General features: G+C 66.6%; 23 protein-coding genes. 20 read left to right on the plus strand and 3 right to left on the minus strand.

Annotated elements, in window-relative coordinates:
- Positions 1–211: 211 nt before the first annotated feature.
- Positions 212–1507: a serine/threonine transporter gene (locus ACODSK_RS24840; RefSeq protein ID WP_489019740.1), complete on the minus strand. Its 1296-nt coding sequence runs from the start codon at positions 1505–1507 to the stop codon at positions 212–214.
- Positions 1508–1571: 64 nt separating this feature from the next.
- The gene (locus ACODSK_RS24845; RefSeq protein ID WP_489019741.1) at positions 1572–2945 is read right to left on the minus strand and encodes an L-serine ammonia-lyase; all 1374 of its coding nucleotides are present in this window, start codon (positions 2943–2945) and stop codon (positions 1572–1574) included.
- Between the two features lie 146 nt (positions 2946–3091).
- Here ACODSK_RS24845 and ACODSK_RS24850 point away from each other — a divergent pair, with 146 nt between their 5' ends.
- The 4 genes from ACODSK_RS24850 (at position 3092) to ACODSK_RS24865 (ending at position 6703) form a co-directional block, all read left to right on the plus strand.
- Positions 3092–4009, plus strand: coding sequence for a LysR substrate-binding domain-containing protein (locus ACODSK_RS24850; RefSeq protein ID WP_489019742.1), 918 nt, complete (start codon positions 3092–3094; stop codon positions 4007–4009).
- A gap of 198 nt (positions 4010–4207) precedes the next feature.
- On the plus strand, positions 4208–4816 hold the full coding sequence (locus tag ACODSK_RS24855; protein WP_489019743.1) for a biliverdin-producing heme oxygenase: 609 nt from the start codon (positions 4208–4210) through the stop codon (positions 4814–4816).
- Between the two features lie 59 nt (positions 4817–4875).
- On the plus strand, positions 4876–5289 hold the full coding sequence (locus tag ACODSK_RS24860) for a YbaN family protein (RefSeq protein WP_489019744.1): 414 nt from the start codon (positions 4876–4878) through the stop codon (positions 5287–5289).
- A gap of 55 nt (positions 5290–5344) precedes the next feature.
- A complete protein-coding gene (locus ACODSK_RS24865; protein ID WP_489019745.1) occupies positions 5345–6703 on the plus strand; it encodes a CoA transferase in 1359 nt (452 codons plus the stop codon).
- A gap of 107 nt (positions 6704–6810) precedes the next feature.
- Here ACODSK_RS24865 and ACODSK_RS24870 read toward each other — a convergent pair whose 3' ends face one another.
- Positions 6811–8502: a sulfatase-like hydrolase/transferase gene (locus ACODSK_RS24870; RefSeq protein ID WP_489019746.1), complete on the minus strand. Its 1692-nt coding sequence runs from the start codon at positions 8500–8502 to the stop codon at positions 6811–6813.
- Between the two features lie 397 nt (positions 8503–8899).
- On the opposite strand from ACODSK_RS24870, the gene ACODSK_RS24875 reads away from it, so the two are divergent.
- The 16 genes from ACODSK_RS24875 to ACODSK_RS24950 are packed head-to-tail and all read left to right on the plus strand — an operon-like array spanning position 8900 to position 26799.
- The gene (locus ACODSK_RS24875) at positions 8900–10252 is read left to right on the plus strand and encodes a UDP-glucose dehydrogenase family protein (RefSeq protein WP_489019747.1); all 1353 of its coding nucleotides are present in this window, start codon (positions 8900–8902) and stop codon (positions 10250–10252) included.
- Positions 10249–11319, plus strand: coding sequence for an NAD-dependent epimerase/dehydratase family protein (locus ACODSK_RS24880; RefSeq protein WP_489019748.1), 1071 nt, complete (start codon positions 10249–10251; stop codon positions 11317–11319). Before ACODSK_RS24875 ends, ACODSK_RS24880 begins: the two co-directional genes overlap by 4 nt.
- Positions 11316–12062, plus strand: a complete 747-nt coding sequence (locus tag ACODSK_RS24885; protein ID WP_489019749.1) for a sugar transferase — start codon at positions 11316–11318, stop codon at positions 12060–12062. The genes ACODSK_RS24880 and ACODSK_RS24885 overlap by 4 nt, the downstream gene beginning before the upstream one ends.
- Position 12063: 1 nt before the next feature.
- Positions 12064–12711, plus strand: a complete 648-nt coding sequence (locus ACODSK_RS24890; protein WP_489019750.1) for a CpsD/CapB family tyrosine-protein kinase — start codon at positions 12064–12066, stop codon at positions 12709–12711.
- Positions 12712–12731: 20 nt separating this feature from the next.
- On the plus strand, positions 12732–13760 hold the full coding sequence (locus ACODSK_RS24895; RefSeq protein ID WP_489019751.1) for a polysaccharide biosynthesis/export family protein: 1029 nt from the start codon (positions 12732–12734) through the stop codon (positions 13758–13760).
- Positions 13761–13778: 18 nt separating this feature from the next.
- Positions 13779–15344: a GumC family protein gene (locus tag ACODSK_RS24900; protein WP_489019752.1), complete on the plus strand. Its 1566-nt coding sequence runs from the start codon at positions 13779–13781 to the stop codon at positions 15342–15344.
- A complete protein-coding gene (locus tag ACODSK_RS24905) occupies positions 15305–16426 on the plus strand; it encodes a glycosyltransferase family 4 protein (RefSeq protein WP_489019753.1) in 1122 nt (373 codons plus the stop codon). The genes ACODSK_RS24900 and ACODSK_RS24905 overlap by 40 nt, the downstream gene beginning before the upstream one ends.
- Positions 16423–17793, plus strand: a complete 1371-nt coding sequence (locus ACODSK_RS24910; protein WP_489019754.1) for an O-antigen ligase family protein — start codon at positions 16423–16425, stop codon at positions 17791–17793. Before ACODSK_RS24905 ends, ACODSK_RS24910 begins: the two co-directional genes overlap by 4 nt.
- The gene (locus ACODSK_RS24915; protein WP_489019755.1) at positions 17790–18755 is read left to right on the plus strand and encodes a glycosyltransferase family 2 protein; all 966 of its coding nucleotides are present in this window, start codon (positions 17790–17792) and stop codon (positions 18753–18755) included. Before ACODSK_RS24910 ends, ACODSK_RS24915 begins: the two co-directional genes overlap by 4 nt.
- Positions 18748–19884, plus strand: a complete 1137-nt coding sequence (locus ACODSK_RS24920; protein WP_489019756.1) for a glycosyltransferase — start codon at positions 18748–18750, stop codon at positions 19882–19884. The genes ACODSK_RS24915 and ACODSK_RS24920 overlap by 8 nt, the downstream gene beginning before the upstream one ends.
- 10 nt (positions 19885–19894) lie before the next feature.
- Positions 19895–20896 carry a polysaccharide deacetylase family protein gene (locus tag ACODSK_RS24925; RefSeq protein ID WP_489019757.1) on the plus strand — a complete coding sequence of 334 codons (1002 nt, stop codon included), beginning with the start codon at positions 19895–19897 and terminating at the stop codon, positions 20894–20896.
- On the plus strand, positions 20893–22200 hold the full coding sequence (locus ACODSK_RS24930; RefSeq protein ID WP_489019758.1) for a lipopolysaccharide biosynthesis protein: 1308 nt from the start codon (positions 20893–20895) through the stop codon (positions 22198–22200). The genes ACODSK_RS24925 and ACODSK_RS24930 overlap by 4 nt, the downstream gene beginning before the upstream one ends.
- Positions 22197–24122, plus strand: coding sequence for a hypothetical protein (locus ACODSK_RS24935; protein WP_489019759.1), 1926 nt, complete (start codon positions 22197–22199; stop codon positions 24120–24122). The genes ACODSK_RS24930 and ACODSK_RS24935 overlap by 4 nt, the downstream gene beginning before the upstream one ends.
- 46 nt (positions 24123–24168) lie before the next feature.
- Positions 24169–24855 (plus strand): N-acetyltransferase, encoded by a 687-nt coding sequence (locus tag ACODSK_RS24940; protein ID WP_489019760.1) that lies wholly within the window; start codon positions 24169–24171, stop codon positions 24853–24855.
- Between the two features lies 1 nt (position 24856).
- Positions 24857–26011, plus strand: a complete 1155-nt coding sequence (locus ACODSK_RS24945) for a GNAT family N-acetyltransferase (protein WP_489019761.1) — start codon at positions 24857–24859, stop codon at positions 26009–26011.
- Positions 25993–26799: a ChbG/HpnK family deacetylase gene (locus ACODSK_RS24950; RefSeq protein ID WP_489019762.1), complete on the plus strand. Its 807-nt coding sequence runs from the start codon at positions 25993–25995 to the stop codon at positions 26797–26799. Before ACODSK_RS24945 ends, ACODSK_RS24950 begins: the two co-directional genes overlap by 19 nt.
- The last annotated feature ends 59 nt before the right edge of the window (positions 26800–26858 follow it).

The following is a 26858-nucleotide window of genomic DNA, read 5'->3' on the forward strand; positions in this document are numbered from 1 at the left end:
GACGCCCTTCAGGTCCTCATCGCTGCGGTGCGGCGATCCGACAAGCCAGCTCCCACAGTGACCGCGTGCGCCGCTGAACCTGTGGGAGTCGGCTTGCCGACGATGAGGCCAGCTGTCACAACATCAATCTGCTTGTCTGCCACCATGAAGTCTCCCACAGGGTCCGTGCCAGGCACCGAACCTGTGGGAGCGGGTTCACCCGCGATGCCTTTCAGGCCAGCACCGACCAGGCGATGGCCGACAAGGTAATCAGCCCCACCGCCACGACGAACACATTCGACGCCTTGCCCGAGTACTGGCGCAGCGACGGCACCTTGTTGATCGCGTACATCGGCATGAGGAACAGCAGGCAGGCGATCACCGGGCCACCGAGGGATTCGATGATGCCGAGGATGCTCGGGTTGAGCGTGGCGACGATCCAGCAGGTCAGCACCATGAACAGCGCAGTGACCCGCTCCAGGCCCTTGGCCGACATCGAGCGGCCACGGCTGCGCAGGCTTTTCACGATCAGGCCCTGGAAGCCTTCGCTGGCACCGACGTAGTGGCCGAGGAACGACTTGGTGATGGCCACCAGGGCGATCAGCGGCGCGACGAAGGCGATCACCGGGGTCTGGAAGTGGTTGGCCAGGTACGACAGGATCGAGATGTTCTGCGCCTTGGCCGCCGCCAGGTCAGCCGGCGACAGGGCCAGCACGCAACTGAAGCAGAAGAACATCACGGTCAGCACCATCATCAGGTGCGAGGTGGCGAGGATGCGCCCGCTCTTCTGCTCGGCGCGCTCGCCATACTGGCGTTTCTGCGCCACGGCGAAGGCCGAGATGATCGGCGAGTGGTTGAAGGAGAACACCATCACCGGAATCGCCAGCCACAGGGTCTTGAGCAGCAGCCCGGCGCTCATGCCTTCGTTGGCCTGGGCGAAGAAGGCGCTGTTCCAGTTGGGGATCAGGCCCAGGGCGAGCAGCAGCAAGGCAGCGACGAAGGGATACACCAGCACGCTCATGACCCGCACGATGATGCCCTGGCCGCAACGCACCACGATCATCAGGCCGCAGATCAGCAGCAGCGACAGCAGCGCCCGCGGTGGCGGAGTGATGTGCAACTGGTGTTCGAGGAAATTGCCCAGGGTGTTGGTCAGCGCCACGCTGTACACCAGCAGGATCGGGAAGATGGCGAAGAAGTAGAGCAAGGTGATCAGCTTGCCGGCGCCGACGCCAAAGTGCTCTTCCACCACCTCGGTGATGTCCTCGTTTCCGCCCTTGCGCCCGGACAGGACGAAGCGGGTCAGGCCACGGTGGGCGAAGAAGGTCATGGGGAACGCCAGCAGCGCCAGGATCAGCAACGGCCAGAAGCCGCCGACGCCGGCGTTGATCGGCAGGAACAGGACCCCGGCGCCGATGGCGGTGCCGTACAGGCCCAGGGTCCAGGTGGTGTCGTGGCGGGTCCAGCCGCTGGAGGCAGGCGCGGCCGTTTCGACCCGCGATTGGATAGTGCTGTTTACATCGGTCATCTAGATCGCCTTGTAATTATTTTTGTTGCTTATGAACCAGCGTCGCCTGTGCCGGGCGACGGCTTTAACACTCGACAAAACTGACGGCCAGGCCGCCGCGGGAGGTCTCCTTGTAGTTTTCGTGCATGTCGGCACCGGTATCGCGCATGGTGCGGATCACCCGGTCCAGGGAAATGAAATGTTCGCCGTCGCCACGCAGGGCCATCTGCACGGCATTGATCGCCTTCACGGCGGCGATCGCATTGCGCTCGATGCAGGGCACCTGGACCAGGCCGCCGACCGGGTCGCAGGTCAGGCCGAGGTTGTGCTCCAGGGCGATTTCGGCGGCGTTTTCCAGTTGTGCCGGGGTGGCCCCGAGCACATCGGCAAGGCCCGCCGCCGCCATGGCGCAGGCCGAGCCCACTTCGCCCTGGCAACCGACCTCGGCGCCGGAGATCGAAGCGTTCTTCTTGCACAGGATGCCCACCGAAGCGGCGGCGAGGAGGAAGTCGACCACGTCGTTGTCACAGGCTTCGGGGTTGAACTTCATGTAGTAATGCAGCACTGCCGGGATAATCCCCGCCGCGCCGTTGGTCGGCGCGGTGACCATGCGCCCGCCGGCGGCGTTTTCCTCGTTGACCGCCAGGGCGAACAGGTTGACCCACTCCATGGCGCTGAGGGTCGAGCCGATCACGTTGGGCTTGCCCAGTTCCAGCAGGCTGCGGTGCAGCTTGGCCGCGCGGCGCTTGACCTTGAGTCCGCCGGGCAGGATGCCCTCGTTGCTCAGGCCGTTGCTGACGCATTCACGCATCACCGCCCAGAGTTGCAGCAGGCCGGCGCGGACGTCGCTTTCCTCACGCCAGGCCAGTTCGTTGGCCATCATCAGTTGGCTGACCCGCAGGCCGTGGCGCTTGCACAGGGCGAGCATTTCTTCGGCGCTGGAGAACTCGTAAGGCAGTTCGACCGCGCTGGCCACCGCCGCGCCATCGATTTCCGCCGCCTCGACGATAAAGCCGCCGCCCACCGAGTAGTAGGTCTGCTGCAGGAGCACGCCGTCATCGCCGTAGGCTTCGAGGGTCATGGCGTTGGGGTGATACGGCAGGCTCTCGTCGAGCAGCAGCAGGTCGCGCTGGCAGTCGAAGGCAATCGTCTGGCTGCCACCCAGGACCAGTACGCCGGTGCTGTGCAACTGCTCGATGCGCGGGCCGATGCATTGCGGGTCGATACGGTCCGGCCACTCGCCCATCAGCCCCAGCAGGCAGGCGCGGTCGGTGGCATGGCCGACGCCGGTGGCCGACAACGAGCCGTACAGGCGTACTTCGACCCGTTGCACCGCCGCCAGCAGCTCCTGGCCGCGCAAGGCCTCGACGAAGGTCGCCGCAGCCCGCATCGGACCGACGGTATGGGAGCTGGACGGACCGATGCCGATTTTGAAAAGGTCGAAAACACTGATAGCCATGCTAATGCCTGCCTGCCCGAAGGCGATGAACCCTTTCGGTGCGCGGTGAAAAAATTGAGGTGTGTCGCTAGGTTGGGCGATACTGCCGCCAGTTTTTCCTCATGACCAACGAAACTTTCTAACCAAGCCTTTAGCAGGACTAAACGATGCGACGATCCATGAACGGCCAGATGTATGTCTGGCTGCACGTGTTTTCCTGTGCGGCGCGGCACCTGTCGTTCACTCGCTGCGCCGAAGAACTGCACATCACTCCGGGGGCGGTCAGCCAGCAGATTCGCCAGTTGGAGGAGCGTCTGGGCTTTCGTTTATTCCTGCGTCGCGCCCGCGGCGTCGAACTGAGCGCCGAGGGCCAGCGCCTGGCCCTGACCGTGCATGAGGCCTACGGCAGCATCGACGCCGAACTGCGCCGCCTGGATGCCGGGGAAATTCGCGGCACCCTGCGCTTGCGCTCGATACCCTCGTTCCTCGCCAAATGGCTGACGCCGCGTTTGCCGCGCTTGCAGCAGCGCTTTCCGGACATTCAGTTGCGCCTGGTCGCCGAGGACAGCAACCAGGCCTTGCACGAGGGCGACTTCGACCTGGCCATTGACTTGAACGACGGCAGTTATCCGGGGATGCATTCGACGCCGCTGCTGGACGAAGAGATCTTCCCGGTCTGCTCCCCCGCCCTGCTCCGCGGCCGCCCGCCGCTGCACGGGCCTGGCGACCTGGTGCACTACCCGTTGCTGCACGACATCACCGCCTGGCGCGGCAGCTCGGAATATGCGGAATGGGAGTTCTACCTCAAGGCGATCGGCGCCGAAGGCCTGGATGTGCGGCGCGGGCACACCTTCAATCGCAATCACCTGACCATCGAGGCAGCCATTGCCGGGATCGGCGTGGCGATCGCCCGGCGCACCCTGCTCAATGACGAACTGGAACGCGGCACCCTGATCGTGCCCTTCGGCGCACCAGTGCCGAATCACAAGCGCTATGTCCTGCTGTACAGCGCCGGAACCCTGGCGCATCCGAGTGCGCGGGCGGTGCATGACTGGCTGGTGGAAGAGGCCCGAGCCTTTGGTTGAATTCAAGGGCCTCATCGCCGGCAACGCCGGCTCCCATAGTTTTTGTGTACGCCACGAACTTGTGGGAGCCGGCGTTGCCGGCGATGAGGCCAGCACAGGCAAAACAAATTCCAGAGCACAGGGGTGAGGTTTTTTTACTGTCGCGCGTCATCTTGCACGTCTAGTTACAAGGCCCGTCCCAAACGCAAGGAATTCCCAATGACAGCCAACACCGAACGCGCCAGCCTGCGCTCGCAGCGTCTGAACCAGATCACTCATGCGCCGCACAGCGAGCTGGACGCCCTGGTCAAGTCCCACGCGCCTTTTGAAACCCGTGAAAACTTCGCCCGCTTCGTCGTCGCCCAGTACCTGTTCCAGAACGAACTCAAGGCGCTGTATACCGACCCGCGCCTGATCGCCATCGTTCCCGACCTGGCCGCACGCTGCCGTGCCGAACAGGCCCGCCTCGACCTGGCCGACCTGGATACCGAAGTGCCCGCCGACTACCCGGGTGCCGTGCAGGAAACCAGCATTGGCCAGGCCATGGGCTGGATCTTCGTGTCCGAGGGCTCCAAGCTCGGCGCCGCCTTCCTGATCAAGCGCGCCGTGGCCCTGGAACTGAACGAGAACTTCGGTGCCCGTCACCTGGGCGAACCCGCCGGCGGCCGTGCCGAGGGCTGGAAGCAGTTCACCCGGATCCTCGACGGCCTGGAACTGAGCGCCGAGGAAGAAGCCGCTGCCGAACAAGGCGCAGTCGCCGCTTTCGAGCGTTTCACCGAGCTGCTCAAGCACGCCTACGCCACTGCGCCTAAAGCCGAACTGGCCTGATCGCGCTCCGGCCGTCATCATGACGGCCGGATTTCCCCGTGCAGTCGAATGCCCCCGTCATGACCCGACCCTCTTCCTCGAAGCTTTCCCGCGTGCTCTACGGCCTGCTGGCCTATGTGAGCCTGGGCATCGGCCTGGTGGCGATCGTCGTGCCCGGCCTGCCGACCACCGAATTCATCCTGCTCGCCGCCTGGGCCGCCACACGCAGTTCGCCGCGACTCAGTGCCTGGCTGGAAAACCACCGCCTGTTCGGCCCGATCCTGCACAACTGGCGCAATGGCAAGGTGATCCAGCGCCGGGCCAAGGTCAGCGCCACCATCAGCATGCTGCTGTGCGCCACGCTGATGCTGGTCTTCCTCGAACACCGCTGGCCGGTATGGCTGGCGATCAGCGGCATGACCCTGGGCAACCTGTGGATCTGGTCACGTCCGGAAAGCGTCACGCAAGGCAGCGCCAAGCCGTCCGGGATTTGACCGCAGCGCGCGGAATGACTTCACTTGTGTCCTTCAGATGTACAGGAGGACAACGATGCTGAACATGCTCGGCTCCATCGCCCAAGACCTCGACCTACCGCGCCCGCAAGACGGCGCGGTGCGCTTTTCCACCCCTGGCAACCTGCCCTCGGCCTTCGCCGTGACCGAGATGGCCGGGGTCAGCATCGCTGCCGCCGGTCTCGCGCTGGCCGCACTGATCGAACAGCAGGCCGGCGAGTGCCATCAGGTCCTGGTCGACCGCCGCCTGGCCGCCATGTGGTTCGCTTCCAGCCTGCGCCCCCAGGGCTGGCAGGCACCACCGCTGTGGGACGCCATCGCCGGTGACTACCAGGCCCGCGACGGCTGGATCCGCCTGCACACCAATGCCCCGCACCACCGCCTGATCGCCGAAGCCGTGCTCGGCCCCGCCAGCGACCGCGAAAGCATGGCCCGCCGGGTCCTGACCTGGTCGGCCGGCGAGCTGGAACAGGCCATCGTCGAACGCGGCGGTTGCGCGGCGCAGATGCTCAGTTGGCAGCAATGGTCGGACCATCCCCAGGGTCGCGCGGTGAATGCCGAGCCATTGATCCGCCGCCAACCATTCGACGCCCTTGGCTCGCGCAACTGGTCGGGTAACCCGGAACGGCCACTGGCCGGGGTGCGGGTGCTGGACCTGACGCGGATTCTCGCCGGCCCCATCGCCACACGCCTGCTCGCCGGCTTCGGCGCCGAGGTGCTGCGCATCGATCCGCCGGACTGGGAAGAGCCCGGGGTGGCGGCGGAAGTCACCCTGGGCAAGCGCTGCGCCCGCCTCGACTTGCGCGACAGCGATGATCGCAAGATCTTCGAACGGCTGCTGGCCCAGGCCGACATCCTCGTCCATGGCTACCGTGCCGATGCCCTTGAGCGCCTGGATTATGGCGACGCCCAGCGCCGGGTACTGAACCCGGCGCTGGTGGATGTCAGCCTCAATGCCTATGGCTGGAGCGGGCCATGGCATTTGCGCCGGGGCTTTGACAGCCTGGTGCAGATGAGCACCGGCATCGCCCATGCCGGGATGCGCTGGCAGCAGGCCAGTCGGCCGGTGCCATTGCCGGTGCAGGCCCTCGACCATGCCACCGGCTATCTCATGGCCGCCGCGGCGATTCGCGGGCTGGCCGAACGCCTGGCCAGCGGCCAGGGCAGCAGCGCCCGGCTGTCCCTGGCCCGCACGGCCAAATGGCTGGAGGATCAAGGCACCATGTCCGAGGATCTGCCCCTGGCAGCGGAGACCGTGGCCGACCTGGGCTTGTGGCGCGAGCAAACGCCCTGGGGGCCAGCGCAGCGCCTCAAGCCAGCGTTGCAGGTGGTGGGAGCGCCGCTGCATTGGGAGCGGGGGGCTTCGGAGCTGGGCTCCGCCGAGGCTTGTTGGTAGGCAGTGCGGGCCTCATCGCAGGCAATGCCAGCTCCCACAGGGAATTGTGTACACCGCAGAACCCGTGGGAGCCGGCGTTGCCGGCGATAAGGCCCGGGAGAACACCCTCATTCCCGACTCCCCACCACCGCCTCCACCGGCACCACCACCTGCCCCAGGTCGATATGCTTGAACACCGGACTGGCCCCCAGCCGGGCATTGAAGCGGGTGTTGAAACTGAATTCATCCTCGGTCGCCACACTCAGCGGCCGCCCGTACAGCGCCTGTAGCCCGGCCGGGTCGTAGCCGAGCAACTGCAACAGGGTCGGGAACAGGTTGTAGTGACTCGAACGGTCGCGGTTCTGCGCCAGGTGCGCCGCCCAGTCCGGCGCCTTGACGCCCTGCCCCTGGATCAGCACCAGCGGCACCAGCCCCTCTTCCATCACCGGGTCGCTGTCGCAGTGGGTGTTCAACCCGGGATTGCCGCGCTCGTGCAGGTCCTGGCCATGGTCGGAGGTGTAGATCACCACGGCCTGGCTGAGATCAGCCTGGGCGAACAGGCGCTTGAAGAATTCGCCGACATTCCACGCCAGGGTGTTGCGGTAGGCATTGCGGTACAGCACCCAGTCCTGCGAGCTGCCGGAGAAACCGTCACGACTGCCGGTGTCGGTGACCTCGGCGTATTGCCCGCGAGGCAAGGCCGGGCGCCAGAGCATGAAGTCGTCCGGGTATTTGTCGTGCACCGGAAAATGCGCACCGACCTTGTTCACCAGGATCAACTGTGGCCGGCCATCGCCCAGCAGCTCCACCAGCTTCGCCTCCACTGCCATGTCGCGCTGTTGCACCGGGGTGTCGTCGAACTGGATGAAGCGGTCGATATCGCGCTTTTCCGTGTCGGTCATCAGGTTCTGCAAGTGGCCGCCGCTGCGCTGGGCGTCGATGTACACCGTCTGCATCCCGGCCTGGTGGGCGTATTGCCAGATCGACGGCTGGGTCGAGTTGATCCGCAGGTAGTCGGCGCGGGTACCGCCATAGCGCAAGGTGACATTGGTGTCGGCGCTGCAGTTGGCGATGGATGCGGCATAGCCGAAATTGAAGATCTTCACCCCCGGCTGCTCCTTGGTCAGCGGCGTCGGCACACCCTGGGGCGTGTTGAGGTCGAGGTAGTTGCCAGACACGCTTTCGTCGATCAGCAGCACGATATCCCGGGCCATGGCCGGGCCACTGCGGGTCAGGGTTACCGGCTGGCGCACGCCGACATGGTCGTGCAGGGATTCGTAGCCGAGCAGGTTGAGGTAGGCCAGCGGCGTGTACATCACCGGCAGGCCACGGGCGCCCTCACCGGCACGCACGAACAGGATCGCGGTGAGCAGCGCCAGGCCCAGCAGCGGCGCGGACCAGGGCAGGAGCCGTGGCAAGCGCGGCCAGGCCGCCGGGCGCAGGCCAACGCCGAACAGCAGCAACAATCCCCGGGCCAGTGCCAGGACAATGGCGTCGTGGTACTGCACCAGCGCCTCCTGGATGAAGCCACCGGAATAGACCATCGAGATGAAGGCGCTGTAGGTCAGGTAACTGGCGGTGATCCGCGTGTAGGCATCGAAAAACACCGCGCTGGCGAAGAACACCAGGGCCACCACCCAGCGCAAGCCGCCGTGACGGATCTGCGCCGCCAGCCACAAGCCCAGCGCCAGCACCACGAACACACCTGTGTAGAGGACCAGCGCCGGGCTCATGCCCAGCGCCTGCAAGCGCTCGCCTGTCGCGTCGTGGAAACAGGCCAGGTAGCCGAGCAACAGCAAGCCCTTGAGGTATGCGCGCATGGAATGATTCCGCCTTGGATCGAGGGAGGATTTCCGAAAGGTAGCCAGCTTGCGAATGTCTTTCCAGCTATCGACTGCCAATTTAATGGCGAGTTTTTGGCGTCGAGAATTAGGGCTTAACACTAAAGGAAGAGGGTCGAACCAATTGCGAACAAATCTCTACAAGCCTTTAACCACGCGGCTTTCGACCGTTCATCGCGAAATTGATCGGCGAATTGCCAGCACCTTTTCCCGCTAAGGTGCGGATTGACAAAGGGTTGATGGCAAAACGACGCCTGCATCAGGCGACGTAAGTTGAGTGAAACATGCCATTCGATTGACACTTTTTCCTCAGCCTGCGCTATACCGAAAACACATCGCTGTTACACCCCCATTACGCCATGCGAGGCATCCCGGAATGGACGTGAGTGTTTTCGGTACGGGTTATGTAGGACTGGTCCAGGCAGCTGCCCTGGCCGATGTCGGCCACCGGGTTCTGTGCGTGGATGTCGACACGCACAAGATCAGCCAGCTGCGCCAGGGCGTGCCGCCGATCCACGAGCCGGGGCTGTCGGCCATGCTCGAGGACAACATTCGCGACGGCCGCCTGCTGTTCAGCACCCAGGCCAGCGATGCAGTGAGCCACGGCGAGCTGATCTTCATCGCCGTCGGCACCCCGCCCGACGAGGACGGCTCCGCCGACCTGTCCCACGTCCTCGGTGTCACCCGGCAGATCGCCGGGCTGATGGATGCCGACCGCACCCTGATCATCAAGTCCACGGTGCCGGTGGGCACCGCCGACCAGGTAGCGCAACTGGCCCGGGCCGAGCTCGACCAACTGGGCAAGCTGACCCTCAAGGTGCGGGTGGTGTCCAACCCGGAATTCCTCAAGGAAGGCAGCGCCCTCGCCGACTGCCTGCGCCCGGACCGGATCATCGTCGGCACCGGCGATGCCCGCGCCCAGGACCAGCTCACCGAACTCTACGCGCCCTTTTGCCGCAACCATGAAAAGCTCATGTTCATGGACAACCGCAGCGCCGAGCTGACCAAGTACGCGGCCAACGCCATGCTCGCCACGCGGATCAGCTTCATGAACGAGCTGGCCAACCTCACCGAGCGTCTTGGTGCCGATATCGAGTCGGTGCGCAAGGGCATCGGTTCCGATCCGCGCATCGGCTATCACTTCATCTATCCCGGCTGCGGCTTTGGCGGCTCGTGCTTCCCCAAGGACCTGCGCGCCCTGCTGCACACCGCCGAGCACAGCGGCATGCCGCTGCGTCTGCTGCAAAGCGTCAGCGAGGTCAACGACAGCCAGCGGCAGATCCTCTTCGCCAAGCTCCGCCAGCATTTTCCCGGCAGCCTGGCCGGCAAGTCGGTGGCGCTCTGGGGCCTGGCCTTCAAACCCAACACCGACGATATGCGCGAGGCACCCAGCCGCTACCTGATGGAAGCACTCTGGGCCGAAGGCGCCACCGTGCATGCCTTCGATCCGGAAGCCATGGCCGAGTGCCGGCGGATCTACGGCTACCGCAAGGACCTGCAGCTCTGCGCCACCCGTGACGACACCCTGGAAGACGCCGACGCCCTGGTGATCTGCACCGAGTGGAAGAACTTTCGCGTGGTCGACTTCGCCCTGCTGGCGAAGAAGCTGCGCCAGCGCCTGATCATCGACGGGCGCAACCTGTACAACCCGGACCAGGTCGCCACCTTCGGCCTGGACTACTGCGGCATCGGCCTGCGTCATGTGCTGCCCGAGGTACCGGCACCATGAACGTGCTGGTCACCGGCGCCGCCGGTTTCATCGGGGCCCACTGCGCGCTGCGCCTGCTGCGCGACGGCCACCGGGTGATTGGCCTGGACAACTTCAACGCCTACTACAACCCGGCGCTGAAGGTGGCGCGGGTCGACTGGGTGCGCCAGCAAACCGGCGACTTTCCCCTGGCGATCCTCGACCTGAAGGACGCCGAGGGCCTGGAACGCCTGTTCGCCAGCGAGCGTCCCGAGGTGGTGGTACACCTGGCCGCCCAGGCCGGAGTGCGTTACTCGCTGGACAATCCCCGGGCCTACCTGGACAGCAATATCGCCGGCTTCCTCAATATCCTTGAGTGCTGCCGCCGCCACCGGCCGGCGCACCTGCTGTTCGCCTCGTCCAGCTCGGTGTATGGCGCCAACCGCCAGGTGCCCTACTCGGTGCGCGATGGCGTCGACCATCCGCTATCGCTGTACGCCGCCAGCAAGAAGGCCAACGAGGCCATGGCCCACTGCTACAGCCACCTGTTCGGCATCCCGGCCACCGGCCTGCGTTTCTTTACCGTGTACGGCCCCTGGGGCCGCCCGGACATGTCACCGATCCAGTTCGCCACGGCCATCCATGACGGCCAACCGCTGCGCCTGTTCAACCACGGCCAGCACCAGCGCGACTTCACCTATATCGACGACATCGTCGAAAGCCTGGTGCGCCTGATTCCCCAGGTGCCCGAGGCCAATCCGCAGTGGGACGCCCGGCACCCGGACCCGGCCAGCAGCCACGCGCCCTGGCGCCTGTACAACATCGGCGGGCAACGCCCGGTGGCCCTGCTCGACTATGTCGCCCTGCTGGAAAAACACCTGGGGCGCAAGGCCGCGGTGGAACTGCTGCCGCTGCAACCGGGCGATGTCCTCGATACCTGCGCCGATGCCGCCGACCTCGCTGCCGCCACCGGCTTCACCCCGCAAATCTCCCTGGATGACGGGCTCGGGCGCTTCGCCGCCTGGTTCCTCGATCACTACCTGCCGCTGCTCGGGACGCCAGCGCAGGACCACCGGGCCAGGCCCGCAGAGCAACGGAGGTCGTCATGACCGGACAACCGCAAAGCGCCCAGGTACAGGCGCTGCAAGAAGACAAGCGGATGGACCCCAAGCACCGTATGCGCATCGACTCCGCCGTGCACAAGCAAGGTCGTGGCTGGTTCACCGGACGCATCGGCGGCCGGCCCTGGACCCTGTCGCGGACCAACCGCTGCGTCGCCGCCTGCGGTGCCGTGCTCCTGATCATCCTGCTTGCGCCGCTGCTGCTGGTGCTCGCCGCCTTGGTCAAGGCCAGCGGCCCGGGCCCGGTGTTCTTCGTGCAGCGGCGCACCGGTTACCGCGGACGCTGCTTCGGCATGTTCAAGTTCCGCACCATGGTCGCCAACGCCGAGGCACTGAAGGAATCCCTTCGGCACCTGAACAAGCACGGCGCCCAATCCATCGACTTCAAGATCGACGATGACCCGCGGGTAACCCGGATCGGCCGCTGGCTTAGGCGCAGCAGCCTCGACGAGCTACCCAACCTGTTCAACGTAGTGCGCGGCGAAATGCGCTTGGTCGGGCCCCGGCCCACCTCGTTCAACGCCTACCGCTACAAGGACAGCCACCTCGCGCGCCTGAGCATCTACCCCGGCATGACCGGCCTCTGGCAGATCTCCGGGCGCAGCGACATCGACTTCGACCAGCGGGTCGAGCTGGACCTCAGCTACATCGCCGAACAGAGCCTGGGCCTGGACCTGAAGATCCTGCTCAAGACTCCCTTCAAAGTCTTCAGCGGCCACGGAGCAAGTTGAGATGGACGGTTCTACTTCAAGAAGCATGAGTATCGCGACTCCCAGCGAAACCAACCTGACCTCCACCCTGCTCGACCAGGACCGACGCATCCTGTTGCTGACCGCCGCCAACCGCGGCAGCGGCACCAGCACCAGCGCCCTGGCCGTCGCCAAGCAGTTGGCACAGATGAGCGGTGGCACGGTGTTGCTGATCGATGCCAGCGACACCACCGACAACCTCAGCCAGCAACTGGGCCTGGGCAAGCTGCGCGGGTTCAACGACCTGCTGTTCGACGACCAGACCCCGCCGCTGCCCCAGGACTGCATCGTGCGCCTGTCCGACCAGAGCTTCGACGTGCTGCCCTGCGGCCTGCACCGGCGCGGTGGCGAGCGCCTCGATCCGGAACTGCTGCGGGTGCTGCTGCACAAGCTGGCCAGCGACTACCGCTTCGTGGTGATCGATGGCGAGGCGGTCTACGCCGGTGCCGACAGCCTGGTGATGGGGCCGCTGGTGGACGGCGTGATCCTGGTCATCGATGCCGAGGACACCCGCCGCGAAGTCGCCCAGGCCGCCAGCCAGCGCCTGGTCCAGGCCGGCGCGCTGCTGATCGGCAGCGTCTTCAACCGGCGCCGCTACTACATGCCCAAGTGGCTCTACAACAACCTTTGAGCGTGCGAGGGACAACCACAATGAAAACGCCCCTGATCGCCTTGTTTGCCCTGGTCCCGCTGCTGGCGGCCTGCAGCAGCAACCAGGAAATGCGCCAGATGCCGGTGCAGATCATGACCGCGCCGCCGGCCAACGCCCAGGACGCCGAACTGTCGAGCAAGGAACAGGTACTGCGCCCGCAGGACGTGCTGGATGTGATCTTCCATATCAGCACCAGCGGCTCCGACGCCTACCGCATCCAGTCCGGCGATACCGTCGGGCTGAACTTCCTCTCCGCCAGTTCGCTGAACGGCAACCAGCTGGTGCTGCCTGACGGCCGTATCGAACTGCCGGCGGCCAACACCTCGGTGCAGGTCGCCGGGCTCACCCCCGACCAGGCCCGCGCCGCGATCCAGCAGGCCTATCGCAACAAGAGCCTGTTCCAGCCCAACCGCGACCAGTTGACCGTGCAGGTGATCAGCCCGCTGACCAACGAGCAGAACCTGAAAAGCGCGCTGAACCACCCGGCCACCGGCATGAGCCGGGAGATCACGGTGAACAGCGACGGCCACGCCAACTTCCCGGAAATCGGCTCGGTGGCCCTGCAGGGCATGACCGTGACCCAGCTGGAAAACTACCTGAACAAGCGTTACGCCGACCTGCCGGGACGGATGAGCGTGGACGTGATGCTCAAGTCCACCGCAGTCAACGAGATCTATGTGCTCGGTGAAGTCGGCCAGCCCGGCGCCTATCCGATCCGCCGTCCGGTCTCGGTACTGGAAGCCCTGACCCTGGCCCGCGGACCGAGCATCAAGGCGCGCCTGGACTCGGTGGTGATCATGCGGCGCAACGGCAACCAGGTGCAGGCCATGCCCTACAACGTCGACCAGGCCCTGGATGCCAGCGCCGCCCAGGTCGCCTACCTGCAGCCGGACGACATGCTCTACGTACCCAAGACCAAGCTGGCCAGCGCCGGCGAACTGGCCCGGCAACTGGCCGACGTGGTGCTGTTCCAGGGCGTGGGCTTCAGCTTCGGCTACCGCGTCGACAACAAAGGCAGCGATAACTGACCTCGGGAGTAAGGCGACATGAATCCCAAAGAGAATTACCTGCACGAGTTCTTCCGCATCTTCTTCGCCAACCGGCAGTGGGTGAAACGCATTTTTCTCGCCTTCGCCGTGATCGCCCTGGTCCTGCCGCTGATGCTGCGGCAGAGCTTCGACATCGGCGCGCAAGTCATCGTCCAGTCGAAGAAGCTGTCGCAGAGCGATACCAACACCGCCCTGGCCCAGGAAACCGACAAGTTCATCCCGCCGTCCCTGGCGGACATGGAAACCGAGAGCAATATCCTTCGCTCGCCAAGCCTGATCCGCCAGACCATCAGCCAGCTGCGCAGCGAGGGCAAATACAGCACCGAGCCGGGCATGCTCCAGCGTTGGGTGTTCAACCCGCTGCATGCGCAACTGGTCGATCCGCTGCGTGAAGCCATGGGCCTGAAGGTGGATGCCAGCGGCGACAGCCAGCTGGACGCCATGACCGAAGAGGCGGTGAAGAACCTCAAGGTCGACACCCTGCCCGGCTCCAACGTGATCTCGGTGAACTACAGCTACGCCGATCCGGCCCAGGGCACTGCCTTTGTCGCCCGCCTGCTGGACAACTACCTGAAGAACCGCCAGGACCTGCAATCCAACGAGCTGCCGGAGTCCTTCTATGAACAGAAGAAACTCCAGTACCAGACCCGCCTCGACGACCTCGAAGGCAAGCGCCTGGGCCTGCTGGAAAGCAACGGCTCGTCCGATCCCAAGGAGGAAATCACCTTCCGCCTGAATGCGATCAACACCGAGGAACAGGCGCTCAACCTGTACCGCGACCGCCTGCTGCAAAGCCAGCGCTGGCTCGACTACCTGAAGTCGGCACTGGTCAGTGCCAGCTCGGCGAAGATGAACGACTACGCCTTCCCGTTCACCTTCACCACCACGGTGGACAACGTCGCCTTCGAGGACCGCGAGATCAAGCAACTGGGCGAGCAACTGACCGGCCAGGTGTCGCGCTACGGCAATGACACGGCGATCTTCCAGCCGGCCAGCGAACCGATGCAGCTGCAACGCGAGCAGATCAACCGCACCCGCCAGCAATTCCTCAAGGTGGTCGGCAACCGTATCCGCGAGCGCGAGAAGGACCTGACCGTGGTCCAGGAAGTGATCGCGCAGAAAACCGAGCGCATCGCCGACCTCAAGGGCCGCATCCACCAGCTCCAGGAAACCCAGAGCAAGGCGCGCCAGCTCGATACCGAGATCGACGCCCTGCACAAGGCCTTCTTCACCTACACCCAGCGCTATGAAGAAAGCCGCGGCCAGACCCAGCTGGACAACCTGTCCAACGCGCGGATCCTCAGCGCGCCGTACCAGCCGACCGAGGCGTCCTTCCCGCGGCCCATGCTGATCGTGCCGTTCGGCATGCTGACCGGGCTGCTGCTGGCCATCGCCCTGGTCTATGTCCGCGAGTTCTTCGACCATCGCTTCAAGACCCCGGCGCAGATCGGCCAGGAGCTCAACCTGCCGGTGTTGCTGGTGATCAACGACCAGACCCCGGAACTGCCCAACCCGCACAAGCAATGGTCGCTGCCACGGCTGTGGCACTGGGTGCGCAATTGAACGCCGCGGCCCCGCGCCAGCCGATCATCCACCTGCTCAACAGCGGTGGGTTCTACGGCGCCGAGCGCATGCTGCTGGACCACTGCCTGGCCACGCCTGGGCAGCATCGGGTGCTGTTTCTCGAAGCACCGGATGAACTGCTGGCACGCTTTCGCCGCGCCGGGGTGGACTGCCAGCGCTGCACCGGGGTGGCGAGGCTGCTGGCGGAAATCGGCCGTGGGCGCGAGCTGCGCCCACTGCTCAACGCGCACAATTTCCGCGGCCTGCTGTTCGGCTGCCTGGCGGCACTGGTCTGGGGAATGCCGCTGCTGGCCACCCAGCACGGCTTTACCCCGCGCAGCCGCAAGCAACGCCTGTATACCTGGCTGACCCTGCGCCTGTGCCGCTCGAACCTGGTTGCCCAGGTGGTGTGCGTGGCCGAGAGCATCGCCCGGATCCTGCGCGAGGCCGGGGTCGCCGGCAGCAAGATCCGGGTGATCCCCAACGGCCTGCCGGACAGCGCCTCGCCTTTGCTGCATACCCCTCACCCGGGGCAATGGCTGGCCGGTTACGTGGGCCGTTTGAGCAGCGAGAAAGGCCCGGACCTGTTCCTCGATACCCTGATCCCGCTGTGCCGGCGCTACCCGCAACTGCATGGCGTGATGCTCGGCGACGGCCCGGAACTGCCGGCCCTGCGCGCGCGGATCGGCGCTGCCGGACTGGCCGAACGCATCCTTCTGCCCGGCTTCCAGCAGGACATGCGCCCGTGGATGCACCGTCTCGACGCCCTGGTGATCAGCTCGCGCACCGAAGGCACGCCGATGATCCTGCTCGAAGCCATGCAGGACGGCGTACCGGTGGTGGCCTTCGGTGTCGGCGGCATTCCCGATGTCATCGAGCACGGGCGCAACGGCCTGCTGGCCCGGCCGCTGGCGGTGGATGAACTGGCTGCGCAACTGGCCGCGCTGATCGACGACCCGGCCCAGGCCGGCGAACTGATCGCCCAGGCCCGGCGTACCCAGCGCGAGCGCTATCACCTGCCCACCCTGGCTCAGCGCTGGGCCCAGGTTTACCTGGGCGCCGCAACGGAGGTCCGCGCATGATCCTGCCTCTTTCCCTGATCGGGCTGTTCGGCCTTGCCGCCGTGGCCCTGCTGGTCAGTCCCTGGCCGCAACTGGCACCCGGCGCGGTGCTGGCCCTGGTCGGCCTCCTCGCCCTGTGGCGGCGCCCGGCCTGGGGCCTGCTGGCGATTGCCGCGCTGGTGCCGTTCGAAGGCCTGTTCAAGGACAGCGACCTGTCCGCCGCCAAGCTGGTGGGCTCCGGCCTGGCCCTGGTGCTGATGCTGCAACTGGCCAGCGGCAAGCTGCCTGGCGAGCGCCTGCGCAGCAACCTGTGGCCGCTGCTGCTGGGCTTTCTCGCCTGCTACGGCCTGAGCTTCTGGCTCAGCGACAGCTGGCTGCTGTCGGCCCAGCACCTGCGCGAACTGCTGATCGGCCTGCTGCTGTTCGTCATGACCCTGCTGATCGGTCGCGAGGTCAACCTGGCCATGCTGGCGCGCCTGGTGTCGCTGAGCGTGGCCGCCACCTGCGTACTGGCCATGTACTCCAGCAAGTACCAGGACCAGGGCCGCGCCGCCGGCCTGCTCGACGACCCCAACGTGTTCGCCCTGCTCATCGCCTTCGCCGTACCGCTGACCATCTGGCTGCTGCTCAACGCCCCGCGCCTGGGCGAGAAGCTGCTGTGGCTGGCCTGCGCCGGGCTGCTGCTGGCCGGCATGACCCGCACCGAGTCGCGCTCCGGCCTGGTGGTGCTGCTGATCAGCCTGGGTATCGGCCTGTACCACTACCGGGTGCAGTTGACCCGCATCCGCCCGCGCCACCTCGGCCTGTTGATGCTGGCCCTGGCCCTGCTGCTGCCGGCGGCGGTGGCGGTGATGCCGGCCAAGTACGTCGAGCGCATCCAGTCGCTGAGCGTGCTCAAGTCCGGGGTCAACGCCCATGAAGACGACTCCCTGGGCCGCCGTGCCTCCTATATCGTCGTCGGCAGCCGGATGATCCGCGACAACCCGGTGTTCGGCTCCGGCCCCGGCACCTTCCCCCTGCACTACGCCAATACCGGCTACGCCAAGGCGTTCTCGGCCAACCGCAAGATCACCGACCTCTACCGCCGTGCGCACAACACCTACCTGGAGCTGTTCAGCGAGGTCGGCATTCCCGGCGGCCTGCTGTTCGTCGGCATGATTGCCCTGGCCCTGCGCAACTTCTGGGCCGCCCGCGGTGCCTGGCTGCGCCAGCATGACGTGGCCCGCGCCGACCTGCTGACTCACCTCAGCATGAGCATGCTTGCCGTGGGCCTGTTCCTGATGTTCCTCAGCGCGCCGAACCACAAGTACCTGTGGATCATGCTGGCGCTGTCCGGGGTGCTGCGAGCCCAGGCCGAGAGCGCCGGACGCATGGAGGTGCGGCCATGAACCGGATTGCCATCGTTATCCCGATGTTCAACGAGAGCCGGCATATCGGCCGCACCCTGGTGGCCGTGCACGAGGCGGCCCGGGAGGCCGGGATCGAATGCCAGGTGATCGTGGTCGACAACGGCTCCAGCGACGACAGCCCGCGCATCGCCCGCGCCCTCGGCGCCGAGGTGCTGAGCCTGCCGGGGCTGAGCATCGGCGCCCTGCGCAATCGCGGCGCGTCAGCCTGCGACAGCGAATGGCTGGCCTTCCTCGATGCCGATATCGAAGTGCCGGAGAACTGGCTGAGCCGGCTGTTCGCCCTGCATGCCGACGGTCAGGGCGATGTCTTCGCCCTGGACTGCGATACCCCGCACCAGGCGCCCTGGTTCGCCATCGCCTGGCAGCGCCGCACCCTGCGCGCCGGCGATCTGTTGCACCGCCAGCAGTGGCTGCCCAGCCCCAACCTGCTGATGCCGCGCCATTGGTTCGAGCAGGTTGGCGGCTTCAATGAAAGCCTGCGCACCGGGGAAGACAAGGACTTCACCCTGCGCCTGCACGAGGCCGGGGCGCGCCTGGCAGTGCTGCGCGACCCGGTGGTGCTGCACTGGGGCTACGAAGGCAGTTGGAAAGAATGGCTGGGCAAGGAGATGTGGCGCCAGGGCAGCCACCTGCAACTGCTGCGCAGCCATGGCACCAGCCTGCGCCTGCTGCGTTTTCCGGCGCTGTCCCTGGGCGCCTGGATGCTGGATGCCACGGCCCTGTCGGCGCTGCTCGACGGTTTCCCCCACCTGAGCCTGCTGCTGGTGCTGATCGCCAGCCTGCCGGCCCTGGCCCTGAGCCTGCGGCAGAGCCTGAAACACCGCGACCCGCGGCTGATGGTGCAGCTCTGGGGCCTGCACTTCATTCGCTTGCACCTGGCCGGCATGGCCTTTGTCCTGAGCCTGTTCAACCTCAACGCAAGGAGGCCTGCCCGTGGCTGAATTCCTGTTCTGGTCGTGTCTGCTGCTGCCGCTCTATGCCTGGCTCGGCTATCCCCTGCTGCTGACCCTGCTGGCACCCTTTCGCCAGCCAGCCGAAGCCGGCCCTGCCAGGCCCTTGACGGTCAGCGTGGTGATCGCCGCGCACAACGAGCAACGCCATATCGAACACAAGCTGCGCAGCGTGCTGAACCAGGACTACCTGGCCGCCAGCCTGCAGATCATCGTCGCCAGCGATGGCTCCAGCGACCGTACCGTGGCCTGCGCGCGCAGTGTCGACGATCCGCGCATCGAGGTGCTCGACCTGCCGCGAATCGGCAAGGCGGCGGCGTTGAACTGCGCGGTGCAGCACTGCCAGGGCGAGATCCTGGTGTTCACCGATGCCGATAACCAATGGGCCGACGACACCCTCGGCCACCTGCTGCAACCCTTCGCCATCGAGGGCGTCGGCGGCAGCGCCGGGCAAATGATCATTCCCCGGCCGGGCAAGGGCCTGAGCCTCGGCGACAGCCTGTATCGCCACTACGAAGGCTGGGTGCGCCGGGTGGAAAACCGCAACGGCTGCATGGTTTCCGCCGACGGCGCCCTGCTGGCCCTGCGCCGCGAGCTGTACGAGGCGATTCCGGAACAGGTCAACGACGATTTCTTCATCAGCACCTGCGCCCCGGCGGCCGGCCAGCGCATCGTCTATGTGCCTGAAGCGCTGGTGCTGGACTGCGGCGTCGACGAGCCCGGCAAGCAGTTTCGCCGCCGCCAGCGGGTGACGGTCGGCGGCCTGCGCAGCCTGGCTGCCCGCAGCCAGTTGCTCGACCCGGCGCAATACGGCCTGTACGCCCTAGCCCTGATCAGCCACAAGCTGCTCCGGCGCCTGGCCCCGCTGCTGTTGTTGCCGCTGCTGCTGAGCAACCTGTGCCTGCTGGATGCAGGAGCCTTCTACCTGTGGACCTGCACCCTGCAACTGCTGGCCTATGCCATAGCCCTGGTCGGCCTGCTGGACGCCGGCAAACGCCTGCCCAAACCCTTCCGCCTGGCGGCCTATGTGCTGGTGACCTTCGCCGGCATGAGCGTCGGTCTCTGGCAGTTTCTCCGCGGCCAGAGCTACCGGCAGTGGAATCCCGAGCAGAATCGCTGAGGCCAGGACCATGCCGATCAAGACCACCCTCAAGCGTGCCCGTGGCTGGATCTACCTCAACTCCCCGGTGGGCCGCCGCCAGTTGCAGGGCGCCGGGCTGATCCTGATGCTGCACCGGGTGCTGCCGGACGATCGCGCCGCCGAGCTGCCGCACCGCAACGAGCTGTGCCTCGGCCCGCACGCCTTCGAGCGCCTGCTGCGCTGGCTGCGCGGGCACTTCGAGTGCCTGCCGCTGATGGACCTGCTGCATCAACAGGGCCCCGGCAGGCGCCCGCGGGTGGCGCTGACCTTCGATGACGGCTGGCGCGACAACGCCCTGCATGCCTTTCCCCTGCTGCAGCGCTACGAGGTGCCGGCGAGCATTTTCCTCTCCACCGACTACATCGGCAGCCGCCAGCGCTTCTGGTGGGAAAGCCTGGGCGAGACCCTGTGGGGCAGCCATGGCGAGCCGGCGCGGCATCAGTTGATCGAAAAACTGCGCCGGGTCGGCCGGCCGCTGCCCGCCGCCTACTTCATGCACGATGCGCCACGGGCCCGCAGCCTGGCCCTGGCCTGGTACCTGCACAGCCTGAAAAGCCTGGCCCCTGCTGCCCTGCACCTGCTCACCGACGCCTGCCCGGCGGAGTCCCTGCCCCAGGCCCTGAGCTGGCAACAGGTGCGGGCGCTGGAAGACTCCGGGCTGATCCGCTTCGGTCCCCATGGCGCCAGCCATGCGCTGCTGCCGGGGCTCGACGACCATCGCCTGGAAGAGGAAATCTGCCGCAGCCACCGCGCCTTGCACAACGGCTGCCGCGAGCCGCTGCCGGTGTACTGCTACCCCAATGGCGACCATGACCTGCGGGTGCGCCAGCGCCTCGCCGCGCATCAATACCCCTGGGCCCTGAGCACTCGTGCCGGGCTGTGCCAGAGCAGCGACGATCCCCTGGCCCTGCCGCGTATCGGCGTCAGTCAGCGCAACGCCAGCCGGCCCTCGCTGCTGGCCTGGCGCATCAGCCGCGGAGGCCAGTCATGAGCCGCAGCCCCTACCTGCGCCATCTGCTGCTGAGCATGGGCACCAAGCTGGCGATGATCGCCCTGCGCCTGTTGCGCAATGTGCTGCTGGCGCGCCTGCTCGGGCCTAGCGAACGGGGGCTGTTCGCCCTGCTCAGCAGCCTGCCGGACCTGATCGCCGCTGCTACCAGTGGCGGACTCAACAGCGCCATCGGCTACCAGGCGGCACAACAGCGCAACCCGGGCCTGTTGCTGACCCAGGTGCTGGTCTACGGGTGCCTGCTGGCGGCCTTGCTGACCCTGGTCTGCCTCGTCGTGCTGCGCGGTTTCGGCATCAATCTGGAAGTCACCGAGCAGCTCGGCCTGCTGGCGTGGCTGCTGTTGCTGGCGGTGCCCTTGAGCGTGCTGAAAAGCGGCCTGCTGACCCTGCATAACGCCACCGGCGGCGTGGGCGCGTTCAATGCCCTGCGCCTGACCGAATCCCTGGCGCCGCTGCTGCTGTTCGTCGCCCTGTATTTCGCCTGGCCCGAGGCGGCGCTGTCGGCGGCCCTGGCCAGCTGGCTGCTGGGCCTGGGGCTGGTGGTGTTGCTCGGGCTGCTGTGGCTGGCTCGCGGCCGCCACCTGCGCCTGTGCTGGGACCGCGCCGGCCAGCGCGAACTGCTGGCGTACAGCGCCAAGAGCCATCCGGACCTGTTGTTCCAGCAGGTCATCCTGCGCTCGGATTACCTGTTCATCAGCGCCCTGCTCGGCAGCACCGCCCTGGGCCACTACGCCATGGCCAGTGCCGCCGCCGAGCTGCTGCTGATCATCCCCGAGGCGGTGACCACGCCACTGATGAAGCGCCTGCTGCAACAGGACAAGGGCATGGAACAACTGACCCCGCTGGCCCTGCGCCTGACCGCCACGGTGATGCTCGGCGCCTGCCTGGGCATGGCGCTGATCGGCGAATGGCTGATCGTCACCCTGTTCGGCGCGGCCTACCAGCCCGCCTACCCGGCGCTGCTGGCCCTGCTGCCGGGGCTGTTCGGCCTGTGCTATGCGAGCATCCTGCGCCTCGACCTGCTGGGCAAGAACCGGCCCGGCAGCGTGTCGCTGATGATGGGCGCTGGCGCGGCGCTGAACCTGCTGCTGAACGTGCTGCTGATCCCTGATCACGGCATCGTCGGCGCGGCGCTGGCCTCGTCCATCGCCTACCTGGCGGTGACCCTGGCCATGCTGGTGCTGTACTGCCGGCTCAGCGGCGTGGCCTGGTGGCGGGTGCTGATCGTGTTGCCCGCCGACCTGCTGCCGCTGCGGCGCATGCTGCCCGGGAGGGTTGCCGGATGAAGGCGCTGACCGCCCTGGTCGCCGGCCTGTTGTTCAGTGGTCTGGGCCATGCCGCGTCATTGCGTTGGCCGGATATCCGCGACGGCGCGCTGTACCTGACCCCGGCACGCAGCGACACCCTGCTACTGGGCTGGGTCGGCGCCTGGCAGGCCGAGGCCAATCCGGAGCAGGTGTTCCTGCTCGACGGCCAGGGGCGCCTGGCCGCCCGCCGCGATATCGCCGCCAGTGAAGTGCGCGGCCAGCAGCAATGGCCGCTGCGCAGCGGGCACGGCAGCTATCGCCTGGAGATCCCCGGCTACAGCTTCCGTCGCTACCGGCCGATGTTCAGCGACAGTACCAGCGCCCAGTTCGCCCCGGCCAGGGTGCATTTCAGCCTGCAGGTGGACAGCGACACCAGCCTGTATTTCCGCGTGGGTGCCGGTGAGGAAGCGGTGCTGGCCGGCAAGTACTACGGCGGCGTCAGCGGCCTGCACGGGGTACGCCTGGCCGATGGCAAAGCCCTGGACCTGGTGCTGGCCCAACAGCCGGGCTACTGGCAGTTCCAGCAGGTGAACCTGCCGCTGAGCAAGCAGCCCCAGGTCTGGCGCCTGGAACTGCAAGGGCGCGGCAAGGCGGCATTCTGGCTGGACGGTACGGCCAATCTGTTCGCCCGGCGTGTCGAAGACCTGCAAGCATTGCAGGAGCAGCCCGGCACCGTGGACCTGCGCCTGGGCAGCAAGCACCTGGGCCCGACGGCACGGCTGGGGGTGAACCTGCCCTACCTGGTGCCACCGCCGGCCAGTCATGAGGTGCTGGATGCGCTGAAACCCAGGGCAGCAGGGTTCTACAGTTTCGTCGACGTACTGGCTCGCCAGCCCGACTACGAAACGTCCTTCCGCCGCCTGTACCGCGAGCGCTTCGGCATCCAGGACGACATCACCCTGCTCGCCGCTACCGGTCGCCGTGCCGATCTCGCCGATGACACCAGCAGCCGCCTGGGCCTTGACGCCTGGCTGGCCGCCAGCGTCGCTCTCGGCGGGGCCGGTCGGCACTACATTGCCTTCGCCGACGAGCCCAACCTCAACTACAGCCGCTACGAGGACTTCCGCGCCTTCTTCGCCAAGCGCCTGCAACAGGTCGAAGACTACGCCGGGGCGCGCGAGGCCGGGGTGCGCATCGCCGCACCGGCCAGCTCGCGACTGGTCAACGGCCCGCTGGCCGAGCACAGCGCCGAGCGCCGCGGACTGGACTGGGCAAAGCGCCTGCTGGACGAGTTCGGCCCGCGCATCGATGCCCTGGCCTGGCATGAATGGATGGTCCGCGACCTGCTGGCGACCCGGGTCTACCGCGACCAGGTGCGCCAGGCCGCCGGTCTGGTCGGCCTGAACGAACGCGGACGGCCACGCAAGGCGCTGCTGCTGGACCAGACCAACCTGTCCAGCGGATCGAGCCTGAGCCTGTATGAACAGGACGGACACGAGGGCGCGCTGTGGTGGGCCTCGGTGGCGATCAATGCCAGCGCCGATGGCCTGCTGGACATGCTCAACTGGTTCCAGGCCGCCGACGAGCCGGAATACCCCAAAGGCCTGCTGCGCGTGCTCGGGCCACGCCAGTTCGAACTCAAGCCGGTCGGCCTGGCCCAGCAGTTCATCCAGCAGCACTGGCTGGACGAAGTGCTGCAACTGGACAACGACGCTTTCGAAGTGGATGCCCTGGCCATGGCCCGCGGCCCCCGGCGCAGCCTGCTCGGGGTGAACAAAAGCGAACGCGTGCAACAGGTGCGTTTCGATGCCGGCGCGCAACAGTGCCCGGCGCAAACCGAATTGACCTTCTTCGGACCCGATCACCAGCCGCGCAAGGCCGACCTGGCCTGTCGCGGCGGGCGCATCGGGTTCGAGTTGCCAGGGCAGACGATCTTTGCCCTGAGCTGGACTGCGTCGTAAAGCCTGCGACGCCGATCAACCGCCTTGCCCGCTTCAGGAGGCAATCATGCGTGTACTGAACCAGCTGCAAAACCACATCAGGCACAAAGGACTGCGCTCGGCCTTGAACACCGCCTTCCGGCACTACGTGTTCTATCACTGGGAACTGCTCTGGATGGAGCGCGACCTGGTCAGCCCCGTTCCGCCGCACAACCTCAAGTCCAGCCCGCCGACCCATGCCGAGCTGATCACCCTGCACAACGTGCATGCCTTCGCCCGCTATTTCGGCGACCGCCTGGAAACCATGCGCGAGCTGGTGGCCGAAGGGCACACCGGGATCATCCACCGCGACCCCGAGGGTCATGCGGTGGCCTTTATCTGGGGTTGCCCGAAGGACTATCACGACCATCACTTCTATGGCTGCTGGTTCCCGGTCAAACCCGGGGAGTTCTTCGAGTTCGGCGGCGAGCTGACCCGCGCCTACTGGGGCACCACCCTCTCGGTGGACCTGCAGCTGGACCTGTGGAAGGCCATGAGCAAGCAAGGTTGCGACAAGGTGGTGGATGTCTGCGAAAGCCACAACATTCCGGCGCTGAAACTGCACCTGCGCATGGGCTACGCCGAGCAGCACCGGGTGACCCATGTGTACTGCCTGTTCGGTCGCTGGAAGTTCTTCCGGCAAAGCCGCTACGAAGGCTCGCGCCTGTCGGCGCTGCGTCGGCCGACGGCGGCCGCCGTGGCAGGAGCGGCCTGAGATGGGCCTGCGCCTGAGCTGGTTGACCTCACTGGCGGAGCCCGGGTTTCCCGCGCAAGCGTACGAAGCCCTGCGCCAGAGCCTGCCCCAGGCCACGCCGTTCAACGGCCTGGCCTGGCTGCGCGCGGCCGAGGCGGCGCTGCAACCGGGGCAAAGCCTGCATGTGCTGCTTGGCCATGACGGCGAGCGCCTGTGCCTGTGCCTGCCACTGCTGCGCATGCCGTTGCGGGCCGGGCTGCCGGGCTTTGTCGTGCTGCGCCATCTTGGCTGGCCGCTGAGCGACCGTATCGGCCTGATGGTCGACCTGGTCGAGCAGGACGCGCCCGTGGTGCTGCGGGCCATCCGACGGCAATTGCCCCATGCCCTGCTGCAGCTCAACGAGCTCACCGCCGGCGAGCCGTGGTTGCTGCACTGGGGCTGGCACTGCTCCACCCATGAGCGGCGCCGGGCGTGCAATGTACCGGTGCATTGGCTGAGCGACACGGATCGCCAGGAAGTCAGCGGCGATCCACGCTACAAGCTGCGCCGCGCGCGCAAGCGCATCGCTGCCTGCGGCGCGCAGGTACGGCGGGTGCGCGCCGATGCCGGGAATATCGGCGAGTGGCTGCAACGTATCGCTGCGGTCGAGGATGCCAGCTGGAAAGGCGACGACGGCGTCGGCATCTTCAGCAGCGCCCAGTCCCGGGCCTGGATGTTCCAGGCCCTTGCCGGCCTGGCAGGTGAAGACCGCCTGCGCCTGGTCGTGCTGGAACTGGAGGGCGAGTGCATCAGCTATCGCCTCGGGGTGCTCGAACGTGGCCGCCTGTACGACTACAACCTGGCGTTCCTGCCTGCCCATGCCGACCTGGGCAGCGGCCGGGTGCTGCTGCAGGAATGGATCGACTGGGGCCTGGACGAGGGCTGGCAGTGGATCGACGCCTCGCGGGTCAGCCTGGAGAACTCCAGTCATCAGTTACACGAGCGCATGACCGGCCAGGTCGAACATTTGCGCCATAGTTTCTACAGCTGGCGGCCGTCCGGCCTGTGCCTCGGCCTGGCCCTGCGCCTGTGGCGGCGCTGCCAGCCGTGGCTGCGCCCGGGCAAGGCCCCGGTCGCCGGCAAGCCCTCTCCCCGCCCTTCCCTTGCAGGAGCTACGCAATGTCCTTCCAGGTCATAGTCAACGCCGATGATTTCGGCCTCAGCGAAGCCACCAACGCGGTGATCCTGCGCGCCTTCCACAGTGGCCTGATCAGCTCGGCGACGGCCATGGCCAACATGCCGGCGTTTCGCAACGCCTGTGCCCTGGCCCGGCAGCAACCGGCACTGCGTGGGCGGGTCGGGCTGCACTTCAACCTCAGCCATGGCCGGCCGTTGAGCGAGGCGATCCGCGAGCAACGGTTGTTCTGCAATGACGCGGGTGAGTTCGACTTTCGCCTGTCGCGCCGCAGCCTGTGGCTGCCACGGTGCACGCGGCAGGCGGTGGAACAGGAACTGGCTGCGCAGTGGCAGCACTGCCTGAGCCTGGGGCTGCTGCCCAGCCACCTGGACTCGCACCAGCACGTGCACAACATCTGGCCGATTGGCGAAATCGTCGCCCGCTTCGCCGCCCGCGAAGGCGTGCCGGTGCGCCTGGCCCGCGACCTCGGGCTCAACATCGGCAAGGGCAAGCGCCTGTTCAAGAGCCTGCTCAACCGGCGCCTGCGCCAACTGGCGGGGGCCAGCGCCGACCACGTCTGCACCCCGGTGGATTTGCGCGACGGGTTGGCCCCGGACAGTGGGGTACTGGAAGTGGTGGTGCATCCCAGTGCGCTGGGGCACGCGGATTTCGGTGATGCCTACCTGGCGGCCGGGGAATCGTTGCTGGACCTGCTGGAGCAGCAACTGCCGCAGGTGCGGCGGGTGGGGTATGGCGCTGTGGGGGGAAACCGCGTCAAGGCTGCCAGGGGCTTGTCGATGTTTTTCTAGCGTCCTCAAGATCGAGCGCCGCCCGCGCGGCGCATCGCTGGCAAGCCAGCTCCCACATT

The sequence above is a fragment of the Pseudomonas sp. FG98 genome, from assembly GCF_057808595.1.